This window comes from Segatella copri (assembly GCF_949820605.1).
In the GTDB taxonomy this organism is placed as follows: Bacteria; Bacteroidota; Bacteroidia; order Bacteroidales; family Bacteroidaceae; genus Prevotella.
This window is the reverse complement of sequence record NZ_CATKVU010000006.1, coordinates 1,721,599-1,745,476: the sequence shown is the minus strand read 5'-3', so window position 1 is coordinate 1,745,476 and position 23,878 is coordinate 1,721,599. Positions and strand designations below refer to the sequence as shown.

At 43.5% G+C, this 23,878-nt stretch carries 20 protein-coding genes; 15 read left to right on the top strand and 5 right to left on the bottom strand.

Annotated elements, in window-relative coordinates; genetic code table 11:
- Positions 1–5 precede the first annotated feature (5 nt).
- The 3 genes from RCO84_RS08535 to RCO84_RS08525 all read right to left on the bottom strand — a co-directional run bounded on the left by RCO84_RS08535 (position 6) and on the right by RCO84_RS08525 (position 4,028).
- Positions 6–212 (bottom strand): helix-turn-helix transcriptional regulator, encoded by a 207-nt coding sequence (locus tag RCO84_RS08535; RefSeq protein WP_022111675.1) that lies wholly within the window; start codon positions 210–212, stop codon positions 6–8.
- 218 nt (positions 213–430) lie between these two features.
- Positions 431–2,368, bottom strand: coding sequence for a membrane protein insertase YidC (gene yidC / locus RCO84_RS08530; protein ID WP_317584738.1), 1,938 nt, complete (start codon positions 2,366–2,368; stop codon positions 431–433).
- A 55-nt stretch (positions 2,369–2,423) separates the two neighbouring features.
- Positions 2,424–4,028: a CTP synthase gene (locus RCO84_RS08525; RefSeq protein WP_317584736.1), complete on the bottom strand. Its 1,605-nt coding sequence runs from the start codon at positions 4,026–4,028 to the stop codon at positions 2,424–2,426.
- A 138-nt stretch (positions 4,029–4,166) separates the two neighbouring features.
- On the opposite strand from RCO84_RS08525, the gene RCO84_RS08520 reads away from it, so the two are divergent.
- Positions 4,167–5,450, top strand: a complete 1,284-nt coding sequence (locus tag RCO84_RS08520) for a DUF3078 domain-containing protein (protein WP_317584735.1) — start codon at positions 4,167–4,169, stop codon at positions 5,448–5,450.
- Between the two features lie 148 nt (positions 5,451–5,598).
- Here RCO84_RS08520 and RCO84_RS08515 read toward each other — a convergent pair whose 3' ends face one another.
- Together RCO84_RS08515 and rlmD are read right to left on the bottom strand one after the other, a co-directional pair.
- Complete coding sequence (locus RCO84_RS08515) at positions 5,599–6,816, bottom strand: porin (protein ID WP_317572425.1); 1,218 nt, start codon at positions 6,814–6,816, stop codon at positions 5,599–5,601.
- Between the two features lie 25 nt (positions 6,817–6,841).
- Positions 6,842–8,293, bottom strand: coding sequence for a 23S rRNA (uracil(1939)-C(5))-methyltransferase RlmD (rlmD, locus tag RCO84_RS08510; RefSeq protein WP_317584734.1), 1,452 nt, complete (start codon positions 8,291–8,293; stop codon positions 6,842–6,844).
- Positions 8,294–9,090: 797 nt separating this feature from the next.
- Between rlmD and ppdK the strand changes: the two genes are divergently transcribed.
- From ppdK to RCO84_RS08440, 14 genes are all read left to right on the top strand, one after another.
- Positions 9,091–11,811 carry a pyruvate, phosphate dikinase gene (gene ppdK, locus RCO84_RS08505; protein ID WP_287819030.1) on the top strand — a complete coding sequence of 907 codons (2,721 nt, stop codon included), beginning with the start codon at positions 9,091–9,093 and terminating at the stop codon, positions 11,809–11,811.
- A gap of 169 nt (positions 11,812–11,980) precedes the next feature.
- Positions 11,981–13,462: a phage integrase SAM-like domain-containing protein gene (locus RCO84_RS08500; protein ID WP_144153893.1), complete on the top strand. Its 1,482-nt coding sequence runs from the start codon at positions 11,981–11,983 to the stop codon at positions 13,460–13,462.
- 60 nt (positions 13,463–13,522) lie between these two features.
- The gene (locus tag RCO84_RS08495) at positions 13,523–13,744 is read left to right on the top strand and encodes a hypothetical protein (protein WP_317584732.1); all 222 of its coding nucleotides are present in this window, start codon (positions 13,523–13,525) and stop codon (positions 13,742–13,744) included.
- A 1,190-nt stretch (positions 13,745–14,934) separates the two neighbouring features.
- Positions 14,935–15,516, top strand: a complete 582-nt coding sequence (locus RCO84_RS08490; protein ID WP_217756656.1) for a phosphoribosyltransferase — start codon at positions 14,935–14,937, stop codon at positions 15,514–15,516.
- Positions 15,513–15,998, top strand: coding sequence for an SLOG family protein (locus RCO84_RS08485; protein WP_317584730.1), 486 nt, complete (start codon positions 15,513–15,515; stop codon positions 15,996–15,998). Before RCO84_RS08490 ends, RCO84_RS08485 begins: the two co-directional genes overlap by 4 nt.
- Before the next feature lie 311 nt (positions 15,999–16,309).
- Entirely contained in the window at positions 16,310–17,326 is a 1,017-nt protein-coding gene (locus RCO84_RS08480; RefSeq protein ID WP_317584728.1) for a hypothetical protein, read from the top strand.
- Positions 17,327–17,336: 10 nt separating this feature from the next.
- Positions 17,337–17,816 carry a hypothetical protein gene (locus RCO84_RS08475; RefSeq protein ID WP_153085759.1) on the top strand — a complete coding sequence of 160 codons (480 nt, stop codon included), beginning with the start codon at positions 17,337–17,339 and terminating at the stop codon, positions 17,814–17,816.
- 15 nt (positions 17,817–17,831) lie between these two features.
- On the top strand, positions 17,832–18,524 hold the full coding sequence (locus RCO84_RS08470) for a hypothetical protein (RefSeq protein WP_317584727.1): 693 nt from the start codon (positions 17,832–17,834) through the stop codon (positions 18,522–18,524).
- A 78-nt stretch (positions 18,525–18,602) separates the two neighbouring features.
- The gene (locus RCO84_RS08465) at positions 18,603–19,070 is read left to right on the top strand and encodes a hypothetical protein (protein ID WP_153085755.1); all 468 of its coding nucleotides are present in this window, start codon (positions 18,603–18,605) and stop codon (positions 19,068–19,070) included.
- 213 nt (positions 19,071–19,283) lie between these two features.
- Positions 19,284–20,885: a MobV family relaxase gene (gene mobV / locus RCO84_RS08460; RefSeq protein ID WP_153083329.1), complete on the top strand. Its 1,602-nt coding sequence runs from the start codon at positions 19,284–19,286 to the stop codon at positions 20,883–20,885.
- A 573-nt stretch (positions 20,886–21,458) separates the two neighbouring features.
- Positions 21,459–21,653, top strand: coding sequence for a hypothetical protein (locus tag RCO84_RS08455; RefSeq protein WP_144150410.1), 195 nt, complete (start codon positions 21,459–21,461; stop codon positions 21,651–21,653).
- Between the two features lie 87 nt (positions 21,654–21,740).
- The gene (locus RCO84_RS08450) at positions 21,741–22,109 is read left to right on the top strand and encodes a hypothetical protein (protein WP_117586797.1); all 369 of its coding nucleotides are present in this window, start codon (positions 21,741–21,743) and stop codon (positions 22,107–22,109) included.
- Between the two features lie 93 nt (positions 22,110–22,202).
- The gene (locus RCO84_RS08445; protein ID WP_117586804.1) at positions 22,203–22,520 is read left to right on the top strand and encodes a helix-turn-helix domain-containing protein; all 318 of its coding nucleotides are present in this window, start codon (positions 22,203–22,205) and stop codon (positions 22,518–22,520) included.
- 2 nt (positions 22,521–22,522) lie between these two features.
- Positions 22,523–23,806, top strand: coding sequence for a type II toxin-antitoxin system HipA family toxin (locus RCO84_RS08440; protein WP_317584725.1), 1,284 nt, complete (start codon positions 22,523–22,525; stop codon positions 23,804–23,806).
- The last annotated feature ends 72 nt before the right edge of the window (positions 23,807–23,878 follow it).

Sequence of the window (23,878 nt, the reverse complement as noted above, 5' to 3'; positions counted from 1 at the left end):
TATTTTTATTCTTTTTTGATAGGAACGGGGCCTATTTCCTGACCGAACAGGAGGAGGACCTGATTTACTTTATCGAGTCGCAATGTTTCCTTTCCCTGTTCCAGTTCTCTTACGAATCTGAGTCCTACGCCCGATTTCGCTGCCAGATCTACTTGCGTCAATCCGAATTGCTTGCGCATTTCCTTGACGTATGATGATAATGTATTGCTCATATTCTTGTTGTTTTATACCCTATCGGGTAATATTATATCTGGGATAATATTATATTATACCCTTTCGGTGGCAAATATACGAATAAAAAATAAAAATACCCCCGAAAAGGTATAATTTATAATATCATTTAACTAATTATACCTTTTCGGGGACAAAAAAGCGTAATGAACACCTTTCTCAGGTAATCCATTACGCTTTCATTTTTATCTGGTAATCTTTATTTTCCGAGATTGTTCTTTTTCTCGTTCAGTTCTGCCTGCTTGCGCATCATCTCTTCCTGCTGCTTGCGCTGCATCTCTTGGAGAGCCTGCATTCTTGCCATCAGGCCGCTTGCCTTCTTAGGGTTGTTCTTGTTCTCCTGATAGCGCTTCTCAAGGATGGCGAGGAGTTTCTCGTCGTCGGTAGTCTTGCGCAGGGTCCACATGATAGCGGCACTGAAGAACAATGAGATGAAGTAGTAGAAGTTCAGACCGGCTGAGTAGTCATTGAACATGAAGAAGAACATCAATGGCATGAGATACATCATCCACTGCATCATCTTCATCTGTTCTGCCTGCTGACCTACCATCTGGTCGCGCTGCTGACGCATGGTCATCCAAGAGTACAACAAGTTGGCTACACAGAACAGGATACAGGTCAAACTCAGGTGGTCGCCAATCAGCCAGATGTTGGTGTTCCATTCGAAGATTGGATCGAAGGTGCTCAAGTCGTTCATCCACAGGAACTTCTCACCACGAAGCTGGATGGCATTAGGCACGAAGTTGAACATCGCAACCCAAACCGGCATCTGAATCAGCATAGGCACGCAACCGGATAATGGGCTTACACCATACTTGGCATATTCCGCCATCATCGCCTGCTGCTTCTGCATCTGGTCCTCAGGCTTGTTATACTGAGCTGTAGCAGCTTCGAGTTTTGGTTTCAGCACGCGCATCTTGGCTGAACTCATGTAGCTCTTCTTCACCATAGGGTAGGTGATGAGCTTGAGGAGCAAGGTGATGAGAATCAATACGATACCCATTGGGAATATATTGCTCAACCAGTCGAATACGTAGAGTGTGAAGAAACGGTTGATCCAGCGGATGATAGGCCATCCCAGGTATACGAGCTTTTGGAATTCCAAGTCCTTGCCGAAGGTACTTTCCTTCTCGGTATTCTTCAGAATCTGGAAGTCGTTAGGACCGAAGTAAAATTCAAACTCAGATGCCTTCTTACCGGTTGGGTCGAAAGCTGTCTTCATCTTAGCCTGGAACTGCTTCAGATAGCCCGAACCCTTCTCCTGAGGGATAGATGTCATGAAAGCATCCTTCTCGAAGTTATCCTTTGCTACGATGATGGCAGAGAAGAATTGGTTCTTGAAAGATACCCAGTCGATGGCTTCTTCTATCTTCTCGTCAATCTTCTCGCTACCTTCGTTGAGGTGGTCGGTACCGCCTTCTGCATTATGGTAGGTGAGGGTAGTGTAACGGTTTTCGAACATGAAACCACGTTCCTGCTGGCGTGCCTTGTCGCTCCAGTCAACATCCATTTTATTATAATTAGGTGAGAACAGACCCGCCATGCCATTTGCCTGAAGGCTCATGTGCAGCATGTAGTCATTGCCCAATGTATAAGTCAGGGTGAGCGTCTTGCCTTCACCAGCCACAGCGGTCATGGTGACAGACTTGTCGGTCACGTTGGATGGAGTGAAGTAGAGATCGCTGGTGATGATGTTGGCCTCCTTAGCCTCGAGCATGAACTTGAGGCTCTGGTCGTTACCGTCGAAGAGGGTTACGTCCTTGGCATCAGCCGAACCGTCTTTCACCTGCAGGTTGTGTCCCACATAGCCCTTGATGACAGCCTTCTCTACAGTAGCACCCTTGGTGTTGAGTGTTAATTCTACCTTCTCGTTTTTCAATACAATCTTCTTAGCCTGGCCTTTGAGTGCCGAATAGAAGAGGGCGGTTGAGTCTGCCTCAACCTTTGCTTTGGCATTAGTCTGGCGCTTAGCAGCGGCAGCCTTGCTGGCCTTTTCCATCTCGGCATGTTTAGCCTTGGCGATGGAGTCCTGAACGAATGCCGCTTTCTGTTCTTCGGCAGATGGCTGGTTATACCAGCTAAAGCCAATCAGCACTACGGCAATCAGGAGGAAACCGATAATGTTGTTCTTGTTCATTTTTAAAATTTGAAATTAAAGGAGTAAAGGGGATTACTCCTTTAACTCCTAATATTTACTTTTTGTTTTCTATTGCTGTCTTTACGAAATCCATGAAAAGTGGATGTGGTTTCAGCACCGTACTCTGGTATTCAGGATGATACTGTGTACCTACGTACCACTTCAAGCCTGGGATTTCTACGATTTCTACCAGGTCGCTCTCAGGGTTTCTGCCTACGCACATCATACCGTTCTTCTCGAATTCATGCTGGAACTCGTTGTTGAACTCATAGCGGTGGCGGTGGCGTTCCTGAATATGCTCTTTCTTATAGATATTGAACACGCGTGAACCCTGTTTCAGCACACACTCGTAAGCGCCGAGACGCATGGTTCCACCCATGTTTGATATGTTCTTCTGCTCCTCCATGATGTCGATGACATTGTGTGGAGTCTTCTCGTCCATCTCGCGTGAGTTGGCATCCTTGTAGCCCAATACGTTGCGGGCAAACTCGATGACCATCATCTGCATACCCAGGCAGATGCCGAAGGTAGGGATGTCGTGGGTGCGGGTATAGTGGGCGGCGATAATCTTGCCCTCGATGCCTCGCTGGCCGAAGCCTGGGCAGATGACGATACCGTCCTGTCCCTTCAGCTGTTCTGCCACGTTCTCTTCTGTGAGATATTCTGAGTTGATGAAGGTAATCTTCACCTTGTGGTCGTTGTAGGTACCGGCATGCGAGAGACTCTCGCGGATACTCTTGTATGCATCCTGCAGGTCGTACTTGCCTACGAGACCGATGTTTACCACCTCTGTAGCCTTGTTTCTGCGGTCGAGGAATGTCTTCCAAGGACCCAGTGCAGGTGTCTCGCCGATAGGCTCGCCCATCTTGCGGAGGATGGCGGTGTCGAGGCCCTGGTTCTGCATGTTTACAGGCACCTCGTAGATGCTAGGAAGGTCTTCGCTCTGAATCACGCAGTCCAGGTCTACGTTACAGAAACTTGCTACCTTCTTCATGATTCCCTCTTCGAGATTCTTCTCGGCGCGGAGAATCAGGATATCTGGTTGAATACCTACGCTCTGCAGTTCCTTCACGGAGTGCTGGGTAGGCTTTGTCTTCAACTCGCCTGCTGCCTTCAGATAAGGCACATAGGTAAGGTGAACGTTGATGGCGTTCTTGCCCAGCTCCCATTTCAGCTGTCGGATAGCCTCCATGTAAGGGGCGCTCTCTATGTCGCCGATGGTTCCGCCAATCTCGGTAATCACGAAGTCATAGTGATACTTCTTGCCGAGCAACTTCACGTTGCGCTTGATCTCGTCGGTGATGTGAGGCACCACCTGGATGGTTTTGCCGAGATAATCGCCACGACGCTCCTTGTCGATGACTGCCTTGTAGATACGACCAGTGGTGAGAGAATTCGCTTTCGTAGTTTGAATGCCGGTGAATCGCTCGTAGTGTCCGAGGTCGAGGTCGGTCTCCATACCATCTACCGTTACGTAGCACTCACCATGCTCATACGGGTTCAGCGTACCCGGGTCGATGTTGATGTATGGGTCAAACTTTTGGATAGTAATGTTGTAACCTCTTGCTTGAAGAAGTTTACCGATGGATGAAGATATGATTCCTTTACCCAAAGAAGAAACCACACCACCAGTTACGAAGATGTACTTTGTTTCAGCCACGATATTTATAATTTAAATTAGAATTATTTGGGTGCAAAGTTACGATATTTTTGTGAAATGAGCAAAAATATTTCTAATAAAGGGCATAGATTTATGAATTATTTATTACCTTTGTGCCCAAATTTATAAAATTAAGGTATGAAAATAAAAATTGGATTACTCGTTCTTGCGTTCCTTTCGGCTCTGACGCCTGTTTCTGCCCAGCGCAAATTGAAGAAGGTGGCACCCGGAGAGGCATCGAAGAACAGACTGGCTGAAATCTATGCTGACTCGCTCTTGATGTGCCGTCAGCGCATCGATTCCATGAAGATGGATTCCGGGGACAGCAGATATGCCCAGCTCTTTACGCCGCTCACCTTCTATCATGGGCCGGCAGCCCGCATGTTGCGACTCAAGCCTCAGGACGGGGTGAAGGATTCGCTCGGAACGATGCTCGACCAGACGCTGATGGAGGTATATCTCAAGCGTCCCGACCTGGTGCGCAATACCGAGACTCATCTCAAGGAGGTAGGGGCACCGCTGGCTGCGCAGAGCAAACCGAAGAAGAATCATCCTGATATCGTAGAGCAGGTGGCTCCGAAGGCGATTGAGGTGGATGCGGCGCCGATGGATATCGTCATCACCCGTCCTAACTTCTGGACCATAGGTGGCGATTATTATCTGCAGTTCCTGCAAAACTATGTTTCTGACAACTGGTATAAGGGTGGTGAGAGCAATTATTCGGTGCTCGGAAGAGTGACGATGTTTGCCAACTACAATAACAAGCAGAAGGTAAAATGGGATAATAAGGTGGAGATGCGCCTGGGTTATCAGACTTCGAAGGGTGATACGGTTCATACGCTGAAAACGAGCGACGATATGATACGATACACCGGAAAACTCGGTCTGCAGGCTTCCAGGAAGTGGTATTATACCATCCAGCTGGTTGGCCAGACTCAGTTTACGCATGGTTACAAGAGTAATGACAAGACGGTTTATTCCGATTTCTTCTCGCCATTCAATCTGAACCTCTCTGTCGGTATGGATTATAATGTAGACTGGTTCAATCACCGCCTGAAGGGTAGTGCCCATCTGGCTCCTCTGGCTTTCAACTGGAAGTATGTGGGCAGAGCGTCGCTGGCTACGCGGTACGGACTGGATGAGGGGAAGCATGGCATGACCGATTACGGTTCTGAGTGTACCTTCGACCTGTCGTGGCAGATAGCGGATAATATCAAGTGGAAGACCCGTCTCTGGGGATACACCACTTACAAGCGTGCTGAAATAGAGTGGGAAAACACCATTACCTTCCAGTTTAACCGCTATATTTCTACCAACATCTTCCTCTATCCGCGTTTCGACGATGGTGTGAAGCGCAAGGATGATAAGAGCTATTGGCAGTTTAAGGAATTCATGTCAGTAGGTTTCTCTTATTCATTCTAGGATAATTTATAAGTGAAGAGTGAAGAACGAAGAGTGAAGAATTCAAGTGTATAGCTTGGACTATATGGATATAATGAAGGCTCGTTTCCTACATGGAAACGAGCCTTCATTGTATTGGATACCAAGAATTTTTCAGTTTTTTTCTATCTTAGAATCGAAAGCAAACCTCGGCATCTGCCATGGAGTAATTATGCTTCGCGAGTGTCTTGTCGTTGATGAGCGCATACTCGGTAAGGATAGAGATTCGCTTGCCGATGTGGAAGTTCAAACCTGCCTCATACTGGGTTCTCTGCATGTCGCTCTTGCCGTTAGGCTGATACATGTCGTAACGCGCCTTCACGTCGATACGGCTGTTCTTTGGCAGCTGAGCCAATGGGGCAATGACCAATCCATATACACCCTGTGCCTTGTCGCCGATTTTTGCATTCAGATTGCAGGCCTTGGCGTTGGCATCGTTGAAGTTGGTGATGCTCTTGGCAAAAGCCTTGCCGGTAGAGTGGATATACTCAGAACGTACAGTCCAGCCGTCTTTCTTGTATTCGAAAGAGAAGGCGTAGCGGTTCTGGTTCAGGCTGCGTGTACCGCTGAATGTCTTTTTTACAGGTTTTCCTTCCTTGTCAAGAACAGAATTTCCAGCAGCATCTTTCTCGTAGATAATGTTTCCCTGTTCATCGTCGTTCCAGGTTCCCTTTCTTGCATAAGAACCGGTCCATCCGAAGGCACCGATGCGCATGCCGCTTACAGGCATTACCCATACACCACCAATCACATTCTTCTGCTGGTCAACGTCCTTGGTATTGGTTCCCTGTCCGTTGAATACACCAATCTGATAGTGCAGCAGGTTTCTGCCGTTGGCATTCTTGAGAAAATCGCCCTGGAATTGAAGACCGATGTCACGGCCGTTGGATGCATGTTCTCCGGCACGGTCGCTGAAACCAGCCAGCTTGCTCACGTTCTGTGAATATCCCATGAAGCCCTGGTCGATAGGGTGCATCGGATTCTCAAAGGTGAATGGGTTCTTGAACTGACCAATCTTCACCTTGAAGTATTCATATTTCTGCCATTCAGCAAACAGATCCACCATTCTCGGACTGGAACCGAGGGTAGAGGTGTTGCCGTTGAACTGAATCTGAGTTTTCCAGTAGAAGTCGCCTGCTATGCGACCTTCGAGAGAGATACGCGCCATACGGATGTTGAATGAGTTGGATTCAGCATCTTTCTGTCCGTTGTACTGATACTGGGTCATTCCATACCCCGACAATTTCACGTTGCTCAACCATGATGGTATTTCGATGGTCTGCTTCTGCTGGGCGCTGGCTGAGACCGAAGCTGCAGCCATGAGTGCCATGATGATGGTTTTCTTCATCTTGTTTCTATTTTGATTTCTAGGTTTATCTCTTTTCGAGCAATACCACGTTCTCTACGTGAGGGGTATGAGGGAACATATCCACCGGCTGTACGGCAGCTACCTTATACTCCGCATCCATCAGCTGCAGGTCGCGAGCCTGGGTTGCCGGGTTGCAGCTTACGTATACGATGCGCTTTGGTGCTGCATTCAGGATGACGTTTATTACGTCTGGGTGCATTCCGGCACGTGGTGGGTCGGTGATGATGACGTCAGGTCGACCGTGCTGTGCGATGAAATCGTTGGTCAGGATATCCTTCATGTCGCCTGCATAGAAGAGGGTGTTCTCGATGTTGTTCACCTGAGAATTCACCTTGGCATCCTCTATGGCCTCTGGCACGTACTCGATACCGATTACCTTTTTTGCCTTGTGAGCCACGAAGTTGGCGATGGTTCCGGTGCCGGTATAGAGGTCGTAAACCAGCTCATCTCCGGTAAGGTTGGCAAACTCGCGTGCCACGCAGTAGAGGTGGTAAGCCTGCTCGGTATTGGTCTGGTAGAAACTCTTCGGACCCACCTTGAACTTCAGGTCTTCCATCAGTTCGTAGATATGGTCGTTGCCCTTGAAGAGGCTGAGTTCTAGGTCGTTGATGGTATCGTTTCCCTTCTGGTTGTCTACATACATGAGCGATGTAATCTGAGGGAACTTGTCAGCCACCTGCTGCATCAGTTCCAATGCTCTCTGTTCATCGCCCTCCTCATCGTAGTGGAACTGGAAGACGAGCATCCACTCTCCGGTGTTCGAATTACGGATCATCATGTTGCGGAGCAAACCGTGCTGCTCACGCAGGTCGTAGAAGGTATAGTCGTGAGAATCTGCATATTCGAATACGAAGTTGCGGATTTCGTTGCAGAGGTCATCCATCAGCCAGCACTTCCTGATAGGATAAATCTTGTCGAAGGCTCCGGTGATATGGAAACCGATGGCGTTCTGGGCGTGGCGCTCCTTGAGCGATGTTACGGTATCATTCTCTTTCTGAGGGAGCTGTGCCAGTTCCTCGGCGGTGAACCATCGCTTGTTGCTGCATCCGAACTCTATCTTGTTGCGGTACTCCTGAGTCTTCACGCTGCCCATGATAGGGCGGAACTCAGGTAGTTCAATCTTTCCGATGCGGGTGAGCTGGTCTTCCACCTGCTTCTGCTTAGCCTTGATCTGCTCCTCGTAAGGCAGGTTCTGCCATTTGCATCCGCCGCAGATGCCGAAGTGCTTGCACATAGGCTCCTGTCGCACCTCGCTCTTCTTGATGAAGCGAACCACCTTGGCTTCGCAATACTTATGTTTCTTCTTTACTACCTGCAAGTCGACAACATCTCCTGGCACGCAGAAAGGTACGAAGATGACCTGTTCATCTACGCGTGTGATGCACTTACCCTCGGCTGCTACTGCCTCGATGGTGATGTTCTCTAACAGAGGTAATGGTTTACGTTTTCTTGCCATAATAATGTTTTGTATTTTTTTTATGGGTGCAAAGATACTGCAATTTTATGAGAAATGCAAGAGTTGTCCCAAATTATTTGCGAGTAAAGGTAAAAAGGCTTTTAAAGGTAAAAAAGTAAAAAGGTAAAAAAGTAAAAAAGTAAAAAGATTATCGGGCGATAACAAAAGTAACAGAAGTAACAGGTAATATTCGGTGATTGTAAAGGGATGAAATGTGAATGTGAATGTGAATTTGAAATGTAAGTGAAGAAAACGGACTGTCATGTGTATCCTTTTGTCGAGGCTGTTTATTGATGATTTTTGATAGTATATATTTTAATTGTATGTACGCGCGTACCTTATTATATTGGAATTAAATGATATAATATCATTACATGCATTCTTTTTTCTTTGCTTACATTTCAAATTCACATTCACATTCACATTTTTACATCAGAGGTCACCTGTTACTTTTGTTACTTTTGTTATCGTCTCACAATCCTTTTACCTTTAAATTGCGTCCCGACGCAGCCGTTGCTACGTCGTGACGCAGTTTTGGGCGCATCGGCAGGGAGGTAAAAAACATCAGAATGCAGGCTGCAATCCCGAGAGACACACTTTCAGATTCGTCAAATATCTTTCTATCGTATACGGGATTGTTAATTTTCTGCCCGTGTGTGCGTCAACAGTATAAAATGTAATCTCGGGATAGCAAAAAAGCGTATAAAAGTTTGGTGGTATCAAATAAAAATCGTATCTTTGCATTACAATTAATAATTAGCAACGTAAAACGAAAAAAATATATACCTATAACAATTATGAACGAAAAAAGAGTTTATACATTCGGAAACGGAAAAGCAGAAGGCAATGCCCAAATGCGAGAAGTACTTGGTGGTAAAGGCGCGAACCTTGCCGAAATGAACCTGATTGGTGTACCTGTTCCTCCAGGTTTCACCATTACTACAGACACTTGTAATGAATATTATGAAGTGGGTGAGGAAAAAATCAAAGAACTTCTTCAGGACGAAGTGAAGGCTGCAGTGGCTCATACTGAGGCTTTGATGAACAGCAAGTTCGGTTCTGTAGAGAATCCACTCCTCGTATCAGTACGTTCGGGTGCTCGTGCATCTATGCCTGGTATGATGGATACCATCCTCAACCTCGGTTTGAATGACGAAGTAGCTGAGGGATTGGTCAAGAAGACCGGTAACCCTCATTTCGTATACGATTCATATCGCCGTTTCGTACAGATGTACGGTGACGTCGTTATGGGATTGAAGCCTGTAAACAAGGAAGATATCGACCCATTTGAGGCTATCATCGAAAAGGTGAAGAAAGAGCAGGGCGTTACACTTGACAAGGACCTCTCTGTAGAGTCGCTCAAGAAGCTCGTTGAACTCTTCAAGGCTGCCATCAAGGAGCAGACCGGTCAGGATTTCCCTACCAACCCAATCGATCAGCTCTGGGGCGCTATCTGCGCTGTGTTCCGTTCTTGGATGAACGAGCGTGCTATCCTATACCGCAAGATGGAAGGTATTCCTGATGAGTGGGGTACTGCCGTATCTGTCATGGCGATGGTATTCGGTAACATGGGCGATACATCTGCTACAGGTGTTTGCTTCTCACGTGACGCTGGTAATGGTGAGAATCTCTTCAATGGTGAGTATCTTATCAATGCACAGGGTGAGGACGTGGTAGCCGGTATCCGTACTCCACAGCAGATTACGAAAATCGGTTCTCAGCGCTGGGCTGAGCGTGCAGGTATCTCTGAAGAGGAGCGTGCTGCCAAGTATCCTTCTATGGAAGAGGCTATGCCTGAACTCTATAAGGAACTCGACGCGCTGCAGGATAAGCTGGAGCACCACTATCACGATATGCAGGATATGGAGTTCACCGTACAGGAAGGCAAACTCTGGTTCCTCCAGACTCGTAATGGTAAGCGTACAGGTACAGCTATGGTGAAGATTGCCATGGATCTCCTCCACGAGGGTATGATTGATGAGAAGACTGCTATCCTGCGCTGTGAGCCTCAGAAGCTCGATGAACTTTTGCATCCGGTATTCGATAAGCTGGCTCTCTCTAAGGCTAAGGTCATCACACAGGGTCTCCCTGCATCTCCAGGTGCTGCCTGCGGTCAGATTGTATTCCACGCTGACGATGCTCAGGAGTGGCATGAGGACGGCAAGAAGGTCATCATGGTTCGTATCGAAACATCTCCAGAAGACCTCGCTGGTATGTCTGCTGCCGAGGGTATCCTTACCGCTCGTGGTGGTATGACTTCTCACGCTGCCGTTGTAGCCCGTGGTATGGGTAAATGCTGTGTATCAGGCGCCGGCTCTATCAACGTAGATTACAAGACCAAGACTGTAGAGATTGAAGGCGTAGTTTACAAGGAGGGTGATTATATCTCTCTGAACGGTACTACAGGTCAGGTTTACGCAGGACAGATTGAGACAAAGGCTGCAGAACTTTCAGGCGACTTCAAGGAGCTGATGGACCTCTGCGACAAATATACAAAGATGGAAATCCGTACCAATGCAGATACTCCACATGATGCTGAGGTAGCCCGTGCATTCGGTGCCAAGGGTATCGGTCTGACACGTACAGAGCACATGTTCTTCGATGATCAGAAGATCGTTGCGATGCGTGAGATGATTCTGGCAGACTCTGTTGAGGGTCGCGAGAAGGCACTTGCCAAGCTCCTCCCATATCAGAAGGCTGACTTCTATGGAATCCTCAAGGCAATGGATGGCTGCCACGTGAACATCCGCTTGCTCGACCCACCTCTCCACGAGTTCGTACCTCACGATTTGGCTGGTCAGCAGACCATGGCTAAGGAGATGGGCGTAAGCGTAGAGGAAATCAAGAAGCGTGTAAACTCTCTGGCAGAGAACAACCCAATGCTCGGTCATCGCGGTTGCCGTCTCGGTATCACATTCCCAGAGATTACAGCCATGCAGACCCGTGCCATCCTCGGTGCAGCTTGCGAGTTGAAGAAGGAGGGTTATAACCCATGTCCTGAAATCATGGTTCCGCTCATCGGTACCGTTCAGGAGCTCAAGCAGCAGAAGGCTATCATCCTCGCTACTTCTAAGGAGGTATTCGCTGAGTACGGCGTAGAGGTAGAATTTGAGATTGGTACCATGATTGAGATTCCTCGTGCTGCCCTTACTGCAGGTCAGATTGCAGAGGAGGCTCAGTACTTCTCATTCGGTACTAACGACTTGACACAGATGACCTTCGGTTACTCTCGTGATGACATCGCTTCCTTCCTCCCTGCATACATGGAGAAGAAGATCTTGAAGGTTGACCCATTCCAGGTTCTCGACCAGGAGGGTGTTGGTCAGCTCATCAAGATGGCTGTAGAGAATGGTCGTGCTACCCGTCCTAACCTGCGCACTGGTATCTGCGGTGAGCACGGTGGTGAGCCTTCATCAGTTAAGTTCTGCGCTAAGGTCGGCATGAACTACGCTTCATGCTCACCATTCCGCGTGCCTATCGCCAGACTTGCTGCGGCGCAGGCTGCTGTTGAAGAATAAAGAATATTTGTTGATTATCAGTTAATTAAGAGGAAAGTCCTTTAAACAGGGGCTTTCCTCTTAATTCGTTTTTAGCAATAGTAGCACTAAAATGCTAAAAATGAAACGAAATGTTTAGAAAAGTTTTAGAGTAATTTTGTTTAACGTTTAGAGCGTGTTTAGAAGTTTTATGGCTACATTTAAGGTAATTGTTCAGAAACAGAGAAATGATGGCTTTTGGCCAGTTTACATCCGTATCACTCACAATCGTGGAGTGAAATATATAAGGACGGATAAGATTGTTGATTCTAAAGGTGTGGACAAGAAAAACAGAGAGGTTAAGGATCCTTTTGTCCTTCAGTCTTGTTCTGCAAGAATCGCAAAGTTTGCAGAGTTGTTGAATAAGGTGGAGATTAGAAAGTGGAGCGTCCATGATGTTGTGGCATATTTGGAGAAAGGTACTGGGGACATATGTTTTTCTGACTACGCTAGAAAATATCATGATGAAATGTATAATGATGGGCATGAGCGAAATGCAAGAAACTACGAATTGGCTTATCAGCATTTGGAAAGATATGCCGGAAGCAACAAGGTTATGTTCTCCCAGCTTACTACCCAGTTTATCAATGGTTGGATAAAAACTCTATCTAAGACAGCTAGAGCCAAGGAGATGTACCCTGTTTGTGTGAGACAGATTTTCAAGCAAGCATTGGCTGAGTTCAATGATTATGATAATGGTATGATTCGAATCACTACAAATCCTTGGCTAAAGGTGAAAATACCAAGTTCTGATGTTCCTGAGAAGAAGGCCATCACCATGGAAGAAGTTCGGGCGTTCTTTGCTGCCCCACTTCCAGAGAGTGACAGAGTCTTTCCTTTGCCAGAATTAGGCAGGGATGTTGCTATGATGGTCATGTGCTTGGCTGGTATCAATACCGTTGATATTTACAGGTTGAAGAAAGAGGACTATCATGATGGAATAATTGGCTATGAGCGAGCAAAGACAAGAAATGCCCGACGAGATAATGCTTATATCGAGATGCGAGTGCCTGGAATCATCCTGCCTTTATTTGAGAAGTATTTGGATAAGACCGAGTCGCCTTACTTGTTTAATTTCCACCAAAGAATGACTTCCAGTGACTCTTTCGGTGCCAATGTCAACATTGGCATAAGAAAAGTTTGCGAGAAATCACTTGGTATGAAGCATGATGAAACTTATTGCGTCTATACTTTTCGCCATACGTGGGCTACTGTGGCTCAAAATGAATGTGGGGCTACGTTGGCAGAGGTTGGCTTTGCAATGAACCACTCTGATCGCTATAGAGTTACGAGAACTTATGTGAAGCTAGATTTTACGCCAGCCTGGGAACTCAATGAAAAGGTGGTGGAGAAGATTTTCTTCACGGAAGATCGCTCTACTACTCATGTTTCAGATGAGAAAGGTGACCATTTCGAAAGATTCTCATATAAGCAGCTCATCAAAGGTACGCTGTATTATAGAGGCAAGGCTCTAGTGAAGGTGGAAGATGTCGGCTACAATAATGTAAATGATGTTATTGAATATCTTATGGCTAGAATGCCAGATACCATCCCTGCAAGAACGATGGTTCAAATCCGTATCGAAAACAAAGATAAGGGGCAAACTAAGGATTATAGTAGAATAGTGAAATAAATATTAGTAATAACTTGCAAGTTACGAGACTTTTTCGTAACTTTGCCAACAATTAAGAAAATGAAACAGAAAAATGAGAAAGAAAGGTTTATCAGAGAAACTGTAATCAAGTATTTCTTTGACATGAGCAAATCTACATACACTATCATGGTCTTGGGTGGATTGGCGGCACTTTTTAAAATAATAAAGACAGACCAAGATGGCACGGTATCGGCTAGATACTTGGGGATTGTCTTGACAATAGTCTTGGCTATAATTGGATTAATAATATCAAAAAGATAGAATTATGAATGCTTTAGGATTAACTTTTGCTATTTGCTTAGTGCCAGCATTGGCTTTTTTAGCATGGCTTTATACCCCATGGGGTAAGAAATGGTCTAAAGAACTTTGAGTATTAAGACAAAGAGAGGTGGCAAAGTTGATTTGTTACCTCTTTTTGGTTTCGGCTGCTCCCTGTTCAGTCGCAGCCAACAAACGAACCGTTCAGCTTCGCCTGTAAAGCGGTATCGCCGATGGGTGTCTTGGCAAATGTTCCAAATAGTAGCTGTTTGGAACATTTGCGCTTTTCTTATGTCTATGGCTTCGCTTTATTCCCTTTCTCCTGACTTTCATCCATCCTCGGCTTCACTGAGTTCTCCTGAAAGTCTGGAGAAACTGCACTATGATGCCATAGAGCAGCAAGGGAGATAGGTCGAACCTTCATGTGGGGCTTTGGCCACCACACCCCTTGGCGGATGGCATACATGCGAGGAGGACTTTTCTTTCAGGGTAGGCTTGCTTCCGTTTTTGGCGAAGATGGACTTCCTTCCCATCTCCACCTATTTTGAAAGCCAGGCTACCCCTCTCTCCAAGCCACATGGACATGCCATTCTCCTCACAAGTGTGCCATCCTCTACGCTCCTATATCTATAGCCGAAGTTTCGGAATCTTATTTTTCTGTTTCTATATTTCCTTATTTTCTGATTTCTTTATATATTTATATAAGTATATAGTTCTATAAGAATATAATTGTTTCTACCTATAGAACTACAGTGCTATATCTATATTTTTCTTTTCTACTTTTCTTATATCTATGTTTTCATATTTGTTTCTATTGTTCGACCTCACTTTTTTATTGAAGCGGTATCGTGCCATCTGCCTCCCTTGCTTTTTCCCGTGCAAAGTTATGGCGGCCCTGTCAGATGCCAAGTACCAGGAGAGGACTCCTTATTTGGCTAAAACTTTCCTGGAAGCCTTCCGCAAATAATTCTTATTTGGGTATTCCTGAAAAGTTTCTACCAAATTCCTTGGCGTTCTGACTCCTCTGGGCTGCCATCCTTTCTGCACGTAAAAAGGCTACAGGAGGCGAAGGACACGCCGAGGTATGATAAAAAAAATATCGGATCGAACGAAACAAATAACTGTAAAAGGCTAGAAGGTTCCGGAAATCCAAAGTATAATTTTTAAAGTTGAACCAATAAAACATAGTGATTATGACAAAAGTAATAGACGAAAACATTCAGCGTCAGCTGGATAAGAAGATTAGTTTCTTCGTGAAATACTTTCCTGCTCGCATTCAGAACGTAGGTGAGGATGCCAAGGCTGCAAGGCAGTTGGTATGGGCTTTCAAAGATTCTCGTGATTCTGCTTATGAGGAAGTAGCTCAGATGACTGCCAAGCACTTGAAAGAGGAATATGGCGAGAAAGTAAAAAGTATGGTTTTGGTTTGTGTTCCGACGAGTAAGAAGGAGAATTACCAAAGCAGATACATGATGTTCTGTAATAGAGTCAGTGAACTTACCGGCATAGGCAATGGCTTTTCTCATGTGTGCGTGCTTCAAGACCGATTGGATGTTCATAACCATCGAAGAGGTAAGAAAAAGACGGAACGCCAAGCGCAACTTATTGACTTGGACACTTACTATTTCAAGGACAAGGAGATATGTGTGTTTGATGATGTTGTCACCACAGGCAAAAGCTATGCGGATTTTGCTAACAAATTGGAGGATAGCGGAGCACACGTTTTGGGTGGTATGTTCTTAGGTAAAACTTATTATAGATATAATAGACAATGATTGAAAAGTATGAAAAATGGTGTTCCGTAGCATTTACGGGACACCGATTCATCTCTTCTGATAGAGTGGAAGAGGTGAGGGAAAGTGTTAACAATGAGATTCGCTTGCTTTATTCCAAGGGATTTCGTAATTTCTTTTGTGGAATGGCTCTAGGCTTTGATATGCTTGCTGCTGAAGAGGTGCTGAAACTGAAGGAGGAACTTCCAGCCATCCTTCTTGTTGCCACTGTTCCATATCGGGAGCAAAATGAAAGATGGGGCGCCAATCAGAAGAAACGTTATCTGAAGATTTTGGAGAAAGTGGATGATGTTGTTGTGTTGAGTGAATATTATTACAATGGTTGTTTCCTCAAACGCAATGATTTCATGTTAGATCATGTTGCAGCTTTGCTTGCATACTTTGATGGAAAGCCTAAGGGTGGAACTTTTTATACTGTAAGAAATGCAAGGAGGTTAGGCTTGCAAATTTCTAATCTGTTTTGATGGTTATCTTTTGGATAGGTATTGCTAAAAAGGTAATGCCTATCCTTTATATCTAACTTGTTGATGTAATTGGATAATTCTTTTATATTCTCATTTGCCTGTTATGTGAGATGGCGTATCTGTGTCTTTTTGTGGGGGTGAATATGCCATATAGTTGTTATTTGGAATATTATTGTTTTCTTTTTGTTCCTATAGTCTATAGGTGGGTAGAAAAAGAATATGTTAAATAAAAAGGTATATCGTGTTTATGCAGCCGTTTCTATCTAATTTATATACTTTTGCGATGAAATTTTCAATTAAAACAATGATTTATGAAATTTAAAAAGGTATTATTATTAGCGTTGCTTTGTTCCTCTGTCCTGGTGGGGTGCGAGGAACATCCTTCTTTCAAGACTTCCGTAGATGCTGTGGAAGGTTGCAAGAAGGAGCTAGCAGAGTTGAAGGAAATGGATGATGTATCTGTGGAGAATCTAGCAAAAGCTACCTCTGCATGGCTGGAAATACAAGATTCGGCTTATAGTGTATTCTCTCGTGACACTACCATCAATCTAAGAAGCCCTGTTGCCATGGCTTACTTTGTTGTGTCGGATTCTATACGTGGAGAACTCAAAAGACTGGCGTTTGCCAATCCTCGTTCTCTTCGTGATGTCATGTATCTTAAATTGAATACGGCAACGGCAAGAAAGAAGATAGAAAAGTCTGATGTGTATAAGGAGGCATTGGATTTCTATGACAAGCTCGATAAGCAAGATACTTATCCAAACTTGACAAAGACACTTATTGTGTATTCGGCTTTGCTGCATAATGCCAAGCCTTTCAAGCATGAAAGTGAACTTCTTGGATTCATCTCTGAAGAAGATAGATGCTTTCGTTCTTTGATGAAGTTTTTGAGTCAGGTTTCTAATGAGCAACTGCAGCAGCTTACTGATGCTACTGCTAGCATCTTCGATGGATTGTATTCTTCAGTCGGCAGAAAAGTTGATGATGTCAATGATCGTACAATGCTTTATCTTACCATGCGTTTCAATCGCCGCATCGTTCAAAATGCCTTGGCTTGCAAGCAAGATGTGGAGAATGGAAAGAAGCTTAGGCGTCTCCAGAGGGCTAACTACAGATGGATGCTCATTCAGCCGTTCATGGCTATTGATGACTATTCTACTGCTGCGCTAACAAGTAAGCAAAAGGAGGAACTTCTTGACATGTCAAATGAACTTCCTATGTTGCTGAACAAATTGGAGTTGGAAAAGCAGACTAAGGAGGAAGAAGATAAATTTACAAAAGTCCTTTCCGAATATTTCTTGAAATCGTATTTGTCAACATCTTTATAATAATAAAAACATGAACGAACTTATAGACTATACTCTCATCGAGAATGAGATTTTGAAAGATTCAATCTCTGATTTCCTCTCGGAAATTAGAGAAAAATCACCTGAATACTTCAATTCCCTTGGTGTGAAAACAGTATTGCACCATGGCTATGCAGAAGTGTTTGTACTATTGAACAAGCAAGTGATGATGGAACATTTGGTGGATGAGCTGGCTAATGTGTTGGGCATCCATGTTCTGTATGCCGTCCGAGATAATAAAGGGCAGACATATAAGGCTGTGGCTTATTCCGTTCCTGTGGAAAATAAAATGTATGTCATTCATCTGGCTTCACAACAACATGGTGTCATAGAAAACATGACGGTCAACTTCTATGATAGCTTGGAGATCATGTACAAGCAGGTTTGTAAGGAATTTACCAACATGCCGAAGTTTGATATGTTTATCCTTGAAAAGGAAAAGTACTCGGATGTCATAAACAGTTTCTATTAAAAAAATAATGGTTGTATGTTTGCAATAACATTGAAGGTGATACTGGCTTTTGTGCTCACGGCCATTCCTTTTGCTTTTCATCTCTGGGTAAAGCCGAGGAAAGCGTCCTCTAACAAGTGGGGGAGCTTGTACTCCGTGCTTTCTGCTATTTATGAAAGGATGAAACATAGTGACAATGCAAGAAAATTCTTTATACATGTTTTCTTGATAGTCCTCCTGTTTGTTCAGTACGTGGATTTTGAAGCAGCGAACGCTGCCAATCTTCTTAGTAATGAATTAGCTCAGGGAAGAGTAACGATGACAGGTCAGATTGTAAATGTAGCTGACCTGTCGTTGCTAGACAATATGTTTGATAGTGGGGAAGAGATAGCTGATTATTTCTATCCATTCCAAACACCAATTTTCCTTTCTGTGGGGTGCTTGATGGTAGTTAGTCTGATGTTCTATTATCGGATTTCGGATAAGGTTCTATCCTTTCTGCATGGCAACAATATGGCATTTTCTCTAGTAGCACAAACTGTCATTTTTGTCATGGCTGGCCATTGTGGACAATACTTGTGCGCAGCGGAAACTGTGTTCATCATATTGATGGCTGCTGCCGTTTATCCAGATAAAACAGGCGAGGGAGTGCCAGGAGGAAGAAAAGGAATAGAGTATTCAAAAAAGGAAGAATTGTTTTGGAAAAACGCAGAGAGAAAAGCTGCTTAGTTTTCTAACAATGGAAAAGGTTGTGAAGGTATTGCACTTCACAGATTTTCCATATAAAATATGATGTAAAAAATAGTTATGAATGACAATAAAAAAGTACAAGGTATAGATAGCAAGATATGGGAATTGTCTGATGAGATAGTTCTTCCGATTAATGTCTTCATCTATCTGGCCAATGACAGGGCTTACAACAACCCACAGCGTCTTTCAAAGATTCAAGCCTTTGTGGATTTGGTGGATCATTATCTGGATTCTCTTCAGAATGAGCAGGACGCTGCACTTAATATAGCAAAACTGTCAAGGCGTTGGAATTGGACACGCCCAACGGTTATAGCTTATGTCAATAACCTCAAAGCAATGAATGCTTTTGAAGTGAAGGACTCGAAGGAAGGAAAGAACGTTTCGATTAATCCGAATATTCTTTCTTCTCCAAGGTGGGGCAAAGCATCCGGTGGCAGAGAAAGCGGAGACTCCCTACAGTCTCGACCAACCCAGCCACATCTCTCTTCCGATGAAACGGAAGAAAACTCTGTGACAGAAAAATAAAAATATTCACATAGAAAGGATTCTTTACAAATGCGCTTGCGCATGGGCGGATTTTTTTCTCTGCTCTAGTAGCCTAATACGGAGTTTCTGCAAAACTCACTGTAACCCCCAAAAATGAAAAGTAATTCATTTTGACATTCGTGCGGCAAGCCGTGGGGATTATTAGGCTCAGGGACTTCTTCCCTAAGAACCCTTCTTTAAAGCAAATAACATATGGCAGGAGCAAAAAATGTAATAGACATGAGACCGGGAAAGGGCTTTACCACTTCCCAAAGTAATGAACACCTCAGAGTTTTCTCTGATAAGGATAGAGCTAAAAAGGCTCAGTGGAATTATGACCCTTCTCGTGAACACCTTAACTTTGAGATTGGGAAAGGTGGGGTTGTTATGAAAGTCAACAAGATGAAATCAATACCCCAGAGGATTGCAGAGAACTTGGAGGCTCGTGGAATAAAAGACCCAAACTTGTCTTTGATAAATCAAGGCAAAAGGCCTTACTTTAAGACTGTTGCTAATTTTATTCTGGGAGGAAACCGAGAGGTCATGCGCAACTTGGCGTTTGGAAACCAAAATGTAAATTGGGAGCAAGGAGCTGACAATACCCAGTTGAAACGTATGCCTGAGATTGAGAATTGGGCGAAAGATGCTTATCGGTTTATGTGTAAAAAATATGGTGAAAAAAACATAGCAGCTTTTGTTGTGCATCTTGACGAGGCTAACCCACATATTCATTGTACAGTTTTGCCTATTACTCCAAAGGAAAAGTTTTCTTTCTTGGGCGTATTCCTAGATGGTCATGATGACAAGGAAGCTTTGTCTAGACATATGACTAATCTTCATACAGAGTTTGCCAACGAGGTTGGTATAAAGTATGGATTGGAACGTGGTGACAGCATCAAAGAAACTGGTGCCGAACATCGTACGACCGAAGAGTACCGTGAGCGACTTTGGAAGGAAGCGCAGCAAAAAGAAGCTGAGGTGGAGGAAAACAACAAGACCATCGAGGGCAATAAAAAGACTATCGATACTCAGAACAACATCATGGATTCTCAGAGTCGGGAAATCAAACATGCGGCTGCTCGTTTGAAGGCTTTGCAGACTATGATTAAGAATCTTCAAACCCATAAGATGGATTTGGAAGGTGAGGTGAAAAAGTTGGAGCGTGACTTGGAAAGCGGTAAGATTACCAAAGAAGAAGCAGACCGTAAACTTGCGCAAATCAATGCTGATATTGAAAAGACAAAAGAAAAAATTGCTGACAAAATAGAAAAGTTGAAAATCGCCCAACGTCAACTAGACATTATCGAAGAAAAGAAGAATAACTTTGAGGCGAAGGCTGCTATGGCAGAAGAGAAAGCGACGGAAGCTGAAAAGAAATATAATGAAGTGAAGGCAAAAATAGACAAGGAAACTCCTGCTCTCAACAAACAGGTGATGCGTGAGATGCAAGCTCTGGGTTACCACCTAGGTGCCATCGATACTCAAAATAGATTGGAAAAGTATAATGAGTTCAAGGCTCAATTACCTGATGAACAGCGTGAGTTCTTGGACAGTACTGTTGGCAAAATATGGGATGGTTCCTTTATGGAACAAATTGCCGAGAATACATCTGCTGTTTGCTCTGTCGCTACTGCTCTCTTCATGGGGTACCTCGATAGTGCAACGACCATTGCTGCTAGTCATGGTGGAGGCGGAAGTCCTGGCAGTGGTTGGGGTAAAAAGGATGACGAGGATGACCTCGCTTTCCGTCGCAGATGCTTTGGAATGGCTATGCACATGATGAGGTCTGGAAACAAGCAGCAGCGAAAACGTTGATGCGGTTCTTATGGAAGAATATAGAGATATACTTATATAAAGGTATGGTTATAGGAATCTTTCTTTATTTTGTTATTACCTTATATTCTTCTATAATACTATATGCATATAATGCAATAATTATAGATTTGTTTGTTTATATGCTTATATCTTTATTGTTTTATATAAAGTATTGTAATAAAGTAGAATAGGAAAGTAAAACTTATATACATTAACGGATAAGATGGCGTGATGGAAATATGAGATATTTTACATCCAAATTAAAAAGATTGCATGGTGTCAAATTATATAGTTAGAATAATGAAGGAACATAAGTAGGCGAAAAGTTCAAGTTCCAAGGTATGACCTTGGTGGCGGTTGAGACAAAGAAGCCAACCTGTACCGGCTGTTTCTTTGAGGGTAAAATCTTGGAAACTTTAAGATGTGCATCTTGTGAGCGTTCAGACCACAAGAATGTAATCTTCAAGAAAATTGAGGGGTAGAAACTGCAAATAGTAAGTCTTTCTTTCTCTAGTTTAGAAAAAATGTTGTACCTTTGCGGTGCATCAAAAAGAAGATAGTATGGATAAAAATATGTTTTTTAATACAATACAGGAATATAAAGAACTGGGCATGTCTAATCTCATAGATTATGACAAGTTCTATTTATATTCCATCGTAACTCATTCCACCGCTATAGAAGGATCTACTATGACAGAGGTGGAGAACCAAGTGTTGTTGAAGAGGGCTTGGCAGCCAGGGGAAAGAGCATGGAAGAACTTAATATGAATCTCAAAGAGGAAATCAAAAACTATAATTTGTCTCTAGGGGATGATTCTATGGAAGAGACTGTTTCACAACATATGCATAGATAAAATGAAAGCATTGTTTCCTATAAAAAAGGAGTATGTCAAGAAAATCTTTGATGGCTCCAAGGCGTATGAATATAGAAAGTCCTTTTGCTCTTTGGAAGTAGATACTATTGTTATCTACGAATCAAGGGGAAAGGGACTTGTTGTTGGTGAGTTTGAGATAGCGGATAGGTTATGTGATACTCCAAGAAATATATGGGAAAGAACAAAGGGGTATGCTGGTATATCGGAAAGTGACTTCTTTTCATATTTCGAAGGGAGAGACAAGGCTTGTGCTTATGTTGTCGGGAATGTCAATGTGTTCTTGAAGCCCAAAACTCTCCAAGACTATGGAATTAATGTCGTGCCTCAGAATTTTTGTTATATCAGATAAACTTAAATTAAAAAAAGTTATAGAATGAGCGGAATGTTATATTCATATAACTTTATTTTGTATCTTTGTTGCGTATATATAACATTATAAGCAATGACAAAGTTTACAAAAGCAAATTGGATGACCAGACAACTGGCGGAGAATCTTTGTGTAATGGGTGAGCAACTTAAAATGGCGAGAATGAGGAGAAACTTGACCATGGAAATTGTAGCAGCAAGAGCACAATGTAGTCGCCAAACTTTGGCAAGATTGGAAAGTGGCTCACCTGAAGTTTCAGTAGGGGTATTGGCACGTGTTTTGAATGCACTGCAGATGCCTGATGAGTTGTTGCTCATTGCTAAGAACGATGAGATGGGAAAGGTCATACAAGACATAGATCTAAAGAATAAAAAACGTGTAACAGGAAAATGACAATGGAAAAAATTAAGGTTGTTGCCGACTTTGATTGGCTTGAAAATGAGGAAACTATAGGACTTCTTGGGCATGAATCCCAGAGGGGGACAGATGTATATACCTTTGAGTATGATAAGGACTGGTTGAAAAGACATCCTTCTTTAAATCTAGGAAAGGAGCTGCAATCTTTTCCTGGGGTTCAATATAATCCTACAAGAAACAGGATATTTGGAACATTCTCTGATGCACAGCCTGACAGATGGGGACGAAGACTTATTGATTTGAGAATCCACCAGGAAATGAAAGACTCTGGAGAACGCAGGGTAAATATTTCTGATTGGGACTACTTAAAAGGAGTGGAGGATTCCTTAAGAATGGGTGCTTTTCGTTTCAAGGACATAGCTACAGATGCTTACATAAGTTATAATAAGTCATATTCAATTCCACCAATTTTGTTCTTGGATGAATTATTGGAGGCTGCAGGTCAGATAGAGAAGAGTGAGTTGAACAGAATGGAACCTGAATCAAGATGGATTCAGCGAATATTCCAACCAGGTTCTTCTATGGGAGGAGCTAGACCTAAGGCTTGTGTGAAGGAAGGTGAAGATTTATATGTTGCGAAATTTCCTTCTGTAGGGGATGAGATAAACATTTCACGTTGGGAATATTTTGCTCATTCTATGGCTAAGGATTGTGGTATAAACGCTGCGGAGTGCAGAGTGGTTTCAAGCAAGGATAGTCGTGATGTCCTTTTGTCTAAAAGGTTTGACAGAACAGAGAATGGAAAGAGAATACACATGGCATCTTCTCTTACATTGTTGGGATTGAACGATGGTGATGGGGAAAGTACAGGAAAGGGGTATCTTGATATTGTGGATTTTATTGTGGCCAATGGAAGTGTTGATATGGAAAAAGAATTGGAGGAACTGTATCGCCGTGTGGCGTTCAATATTTGCATAGGCAATACTGATGACCATTTCAGAAATCATGCTTTCCTTTTGAAAAAGGATGGATGGCACCTGTCACCAGCTTATGATATGAACCCTACCAACAAATATTACCATTCCTTGCTAATCGATGGTTATACCAATGAATCTAGCTTGGATGTACTTTATGAAGCCCATGAAAGCTATATGTTGGATGAGACAACTGCTAGAGGAATTATTAAGGATGTTACTCGCAATATGAGATATTGGGAGAGCATGGCTTTGAGATGCGGTTTGTCAAGAAGTGACCTAAAAGTTTTTCAAGAACGTATAGAAGAAGGGATGGAATGGAAATGTGGTTCTACACTACATAGATAGAATAAGTGAGTGTGTCATAAGTCCATGACACACAAAAAGCCGTATTGAGGTGCTACCCTAACACGGCTTAAT